The organism is Caballeronia sp. (assembly GCF_049581465.1).
Lineage (GTDB): Bacteria > Pseudomonadota > Gammaproteobacteria > Burkholderiales > Burkholderiaceae > Caballeronia.
The window spans coordinates 1-5,308 of record NZ_JBAUSA010000109.1 but is presented as its reverse complement, the minus strand read 5'-3'; the positions used below and the strand labels follow the sequence as shown (position 1 = coordinate 5,308).

Genomic DNA, 5,308 nt, shown 5'->3' with positions numbered 1-5,308 from the left:
TATCGGCAAGGTGTTTCCAGGCGTGCGCGCGCTCGACGGCGTGTCGTTCGACGTTAATGCCGGCGAAGTGCAAGGATTGATGGGCGAGAACGGCGCGGGTAAATCGACTTTGCTGAAAGTGCTCGGCGGCGAATATCAGCCGGATTCGGGCCGTGTTTTGATCGATGACAAGGAAGTGCACTTTCCGAACGCTGCGGCGTCGATCGCGGCGGGTATTGCCGTGATTCACCAGGAATTGCAGTACGTGCCGGACCTCACCGTGGCCGAAAACCTGCTGCTCGGCGCATTGCCGAACACGTTCGGCTGGGTGCATAAAAGCGAAGCAAAGAAGCACGTGCGGGAGCGGCTTCAGCAAATGGGCGTCGATCTCGACCCGAACGCGAAGCTCAGGAAACTGTCCATCGCGCAACGGCAGATGGTCGAGATCTGCAAGGCCCTGCTGCGCAATGCGCGCGTGATCGCGCTCGATGAACCCACGTCGTCGCTGTCGCATCGCGAGACGGAAGTGCTGTTCAAGCTGGTGCGCGACCTGAAGGCTGACAACCGTGCGCTGATCTACATCTCGCACCGGATGGATGAAATTTACGAGTTGTGCAATACGTGCACGATTTTCCGCGATGGCCGCAAGATCGCGTCGCACGCGGACCTGGCGCAGTTGCCGCGCGAGGTGCTCGTCAAGGAGATGGTCGGCCGCGAAATCGCCGACATCTATGATTACAAGCCGCGTCCCCTGGGCGACGTGCGCTTCAGCGTCAAGAATATGGAAGGCCACGCGCTGCGCGAGCCGACGAGTTTTGAAGTGCGTCGCGGCGAGATCGTGGGGTTCTTCGGGCTGGTGGGCGCGGGACGCAGCGAGTTGATGCACCTCGTCTATGGCGCGGACCGGAAGAAAGCCGGCACGATCACCCTGGACGGCCGCGAAATCAAGGTTCGCAGCGCGGGCGACGCGATTCGCCAGGGCATCGTGCTCTGTCCGGAAGACCGGAAGGAAGAGGGCATCGTGGCGATGGCGTCGGTGGCCGAAAACATCAATATTTCCTGCCGGCGTACTTTCTTGCGTGGCGGCATCTTCCTGAATCGCGCGAAAGAAGCCGAGACGGCGGAGCGTTTCATCAAGCTGCTGCGGATCAAGACGCCGAGTCGCAAGCAAAAGATTCGCTTTCTCTCCGGCGGCAATCAGCAGAAAGCGATTTTGTCGCGCTGGCTTGCCGAGCCGGAACTGAAGGTCGTGATCCTCGATGAACCCACGCGCGGTATCGACGTGGGCGCGAAGCACGAAATCTATAACGTGATCTATCAGCTCGCCGAACGCGGTTGCGCGATCGTGATGATTTCGTCGGAATTGCCCGAAGTGCTGGGCGTGTCGGACAGGATCGTAGTGATGAGACAAGGGCGGATCGCGGGCGAAATTGCACGCGCGGACGCGAACGAACAATCGGTGCTGAGTCTCGCGCTGCCGCAGTCGGAACCGACCGCAAAAGCAGCCTGAAGTCACCTCACGCAGCATATGAAGCAAAAAAGGTAGAAAGGAGCACATCATGGAAGTCAGAGACAACATTGTTGAAACGGTCAGCAACGCGCTTGTGCCGTCGAAAAACGACAAGCAGAAATGGTGGCAGCAAGTCAGCGACTACAGCTTGGTCGTGATCTTTATCGTCGTGTTCATCACGATGTCGCTGTCGGTGGACCACTTCTTCTCCATCGAGAACATGCTCGGGCTCGCGCTGTCGATCTCGCAGATCGGCATGGTCGCCTGCACGATGATGTTCTGCCTCGCGTCGCGCGACGTGGACTTGTCGGTGGGGTCGACTGTCGCCTTCGCCGGCGTGCTCTGCGCGATGGTCTTGAACGCCACGGGCAACACGTTTATTGCGATCGTTGCAGCGATGTGCGCGGGTGCAGTGATCGGTTTCGTGAACGGAGCGGTGATCGCGTACTTGCGAATCAATGCGCTGATCGCCACGCTCGCCACCATGGAAGTGATCCGCGGGCTCGGCTTTATCGTCTCGCACGGACAGGCGGTCGGCGTGTCGTCGGATACGTTTATCGCGCTCGGCGGCTTGGCGATGTTCGGCATCTCGCTGCCGATCTGGGTGACGCTCGCGTGCTTTGTCGTGTTCGGCGTGTTGCTGAACCAGACCATGTACGGCCGTAATACGCTGGCGATCGGCGGCAATCCGGAAGCATCGCGTCTGGCCGGTATCAATGTCGAAGGCACGCGCGTCTGGATCTTCGTGATCCAGGGCGCGATTGCAGCGTTGGCGGGTGTGATCCTTGCATCGCGGATTACGTCGGGTCAGCCTAACGCGGCCGATGGCTTCGAACTGAACGTGATTTCCGCGTGCGTGCTTGGCGGCGTGTCGCTGCTCGGCGGCCGCGCGACCATCTCGGGCGTCGTGATCGGCGTGCTGATCATGGGTACGGTTGAGAACGTGATGAACCTGCTGAACATCGACGCGTTCTACCAGTACCTTGTTCGCGGTGCGATCCTGCTGGCCGCCGTGCTGCTCGACCAGTTGAAGAACCGCGGTACGCGCGACTAATTCGAGGTTCGCAAATGGCCAGTTCAGTCGATAAAACTCTCGCGCGCTATCCGAGCCTCGCCGGCAAAGTGGTGCTGATCACCGGCGGCGCGACGGGCATTGGCGCGTCGTTCGTCGAGCATTTCTTCGATCAGGGCGCGAAGGTGGCGTTCTTCGATATCGATACGAACGCCGGCGAAGCGCTGGCTGACCAGCTCGGCGCGGATCTGGGCGAAGGGCAATCGCGGCCGATGTTCCTGCGCGTGGACCTGACGGATATTGGCGCGTTGCGAGAGGCCATCGCCGATGTCCGCAGCACGCTGGGTCCGGTCGGCGTGCTGGTCAACAACGCGGCGAACGACACGCGTCACAAGATCGAAGACGTGACGCCTGAATCCTACGACGCCGGTATCGCGGTGAACCTTCGCCATCAGTTCTTCGCGGCGCAAGCGGTGATAGACGACATGAAGCAGTTGGGCGGCGGGTCAATCGTGAATCTCGGCTCGATTAGCTGGATGCTGAAGAACGCCGGTTATCCGGTGTACCTGAGCGCGAAAGCAGCCGTTCAGGGCATGACGCGCGGCTTGGCGCGCGATCTGGGTCCGTTCAGGATTCGCGTGAACACGCTTGTGCCGGGATGGGTGATGACGGACAGGCAAAGGCGTCTATGGCTGGACGACACCGGGCGTCGTGCGATCAAGGAAGGCCAGTGTATCGATGCAGAATTGCTGCCGGAACATCTCGCGCGCGCCGCGTTGTTCCTCGCGTCCGACGACAGCGCGATGATGACGGCGCAGGACGTGGTGATTGACGGAGGCTGGGCATGAAGGCGCATCTTCTTATTGACCGGAAATGCCTGCTCGGCGAAAGCGCGACGTGGTGCGCGACGAGCGGCGTTTTCTACTGGACGGATATCGACGGCGAGCGTTTGTGGCGCTACGACCCGAGCGACGAAAGCAGCGTCTCGTTCGACATGCCCGAGCGGCTCGCGTGTTTCGCCCTATGCGCCGATCCGGACGTATTGCTGCTTGGACTGGCATCGCGGCTGGCGTTCTTCAGCCTGGAAACCGGGGCTATCGAAACGATCATGCCCGTCGAGGAGGGTCTGCCCACGCGTATCAACGACGGCAAATGCGACCGCGACGGACGCTTCGTATTCGGCACGAAGCGCGAAGTGCCGGAGGCGGGAGCGGTGGCCGGGTTTTATCGGTTGAACGCGGATTTGTCGCTTGAGCGATTGCCGCTTGGAAACTGCGAAATATCGAACAGCATCGCGTTCAGCCCGGATGGCTCGCGCATGTATTACTGCGATTCCCTCAAGCGTGAGATTCGCGTCTGCGACTATGAGTCGTTCGAGAACCAGCGCGTATTTGTCCAGTTGTCCGATGCAACCGGCTTGCCCGATGGTTCCGCAGTCGATTCCGACGGCGGCTTGTGGAACGCACAGTGGGGCGGCAGCCGCGTGGTGCGTTACAGCCCTGACGGCGTGGAAACCGAGCGTGTCGACGTGCCGACCGCGCAACCGAGTTGCGTCGCGTTCGGCGGCGCGAAACTGGGTACGTTGTACATTACGAGTGCGCGCGCGGAACTCGACGCGGATGCATTGCAGCGCGATGGGCTTGCGGGTGGGGTATTTATCGCGACGCCGGCGGCACGCGGCATCGCCGAGCCGGTATTTCGCGGTACGGCCCGGTTTGCTTGAGCAAGCAGTCGAATAAAAGAATACGAAGCGGCATGCATGACGTGCCGCCGAGACATCCCGCGCATCAGGACGTTCTGGTCGCGGGGTCGGTTTGCCTCTCGTTTGGAGCCGAGCACCATGACCGTTGCGCGTCCTGCAGGAAGCCCTTCGTCGCCTTCCCGTCCCGCATCCAGCACTCGCCGCTCGAAGCTCGCCGCAGCCACTGAGCCGCCGATCCGGCCGGGTCCGTCGACCTCGGTGGTTGCAATGGGCGGCGCGGGTATCGACGGCCTCATCACGCTCGCCAATTCGCAGTTGCGCGTGGTGATCGCGCCGGCGCTGGGCGGAGGCGTCACGCGGTTCGACTGGCGCAGCGACGGCGCGCTCGTGCCGATCTTCCGGCCATGCACATCGCCCGACGCCAACACCGATCCGAACGAACTCGCGTGCTATCCCCTTTTGCCGTATTCAAACCGCATTGGCGGCGGCCATTTCCGTTTTCGCGGCCGGGGTGTCGATGTCCCGTGCAATCGTCCTGGCGAACCGCTGCCGCTGCATGGCGATGGCTGGCTTGGCGCGTGGGATGTGGAGTCCGAGGATTCCACCCAAGTCCGGCTGACGCTCGATCGTAGCGATGGCGCGCCGTATTCGTATCGCGCGAGCCAGTCGTTTTCGCTTGACGTGTCGACGCTTGCGATTACGTTGGGCGTCGAGAATACCGGGCGTGAGTCCTTGCCATTCGGTTTGGGTTTGCATCCGTTCCTGACGCGCGAGGCAGATACCCAGTTGGCAGCGGCCGCGGACGGCTTGTGGCTGTGCGGCAATGATTTCCTGCCCGTGCGCCATGTGCCGGCGCCGCCCGCGTGGCAATTCGGCGTGGCGTATCCCATGCCCGCCGCGATGATCAACAACGCGTTCACCGGCTGGAGCGGGCGCACCAGCGTGATGTGGCCGAAGCGGCGTTTGTCGCTGACCATTTCCGCCGATACCGATTACTACGTCTTGTACGCACCGGCGGGCAAGGATTTCTTCTGTTTCGAACCCGTCGATCACCCGATCAACGCGGTCAATCTACCGGGCGGCGGCGCGGCGCACGGCATGACCG

The 5,308-nt window shown here is 61.8% G+C and carries 5 protein-coding genes; all 5 read left to right on the top strand.

Annotated elements, in window-relative coordinates; all coding sequences use genetic code 11:
- Position 1: 1 nt before the first annotated feature.
- The gene (gene araG, locus WCA53_RS02660; RefSeq protein ID WP_423905177.1) at positions 2-1,489 is read left to right on the top strand and encodes an L-arabinose ABC transporter ATP-binding protein AraG; all 1,488 of its coding nucleotides are present in this window, start codon (positions 2-4) and stop codon (positions 1,487-1,489) included.
- A gap of 49 nt (positions 1,490-1,538) precedes the next feature.
- The gene (araH, locus tag WCA53_RS02655) at positions 1,539-2,543 is read left to right on the top strand and encodes an L-arabinose ABC transporter permease AraH (protein ID WP_423905175.1); all 1,005 of its coding nucleotides are present in this window, start codon (positions 1,539-1,541) and stop codon (positions 2,541-2,543) included.
- Positions 2,544-2,557: 14 nt separating this feature from the next.
- A complete protein-coding gene (locus WCA53_RS02650) occupies positions 2,558-3,349 on the top strand; it encodes an SDR family NAD(P)-dependent oxidoreductase (RefSeq protein ID WP_423905173.1) in 792 nt (263 codons plus the stop codon).
- Entirely contained in the window at positions 3,346-4,224 is an 879-nt protein-coding gene (locus WCA53_RS02645) for an SMP-30/gluconolactonase/LRE family protein (RefSeq protein WP_423905171.1), read from the top strand. The genes WCA53_RS02650 and WCA53_RS02645 overlap by 4 nt, the downstream gene beginning before the upstream one ends.
- A gap of 117 nt (positions 4,225-4,341) precedes the next feature.
- The coding region (locus WCA53_RS02640; RefSeq protein WP_423905170.1) for an aldose 1-epimerase at positions 4,342-5,308 on the top strand (967 nt) is incomplete at its 3' end.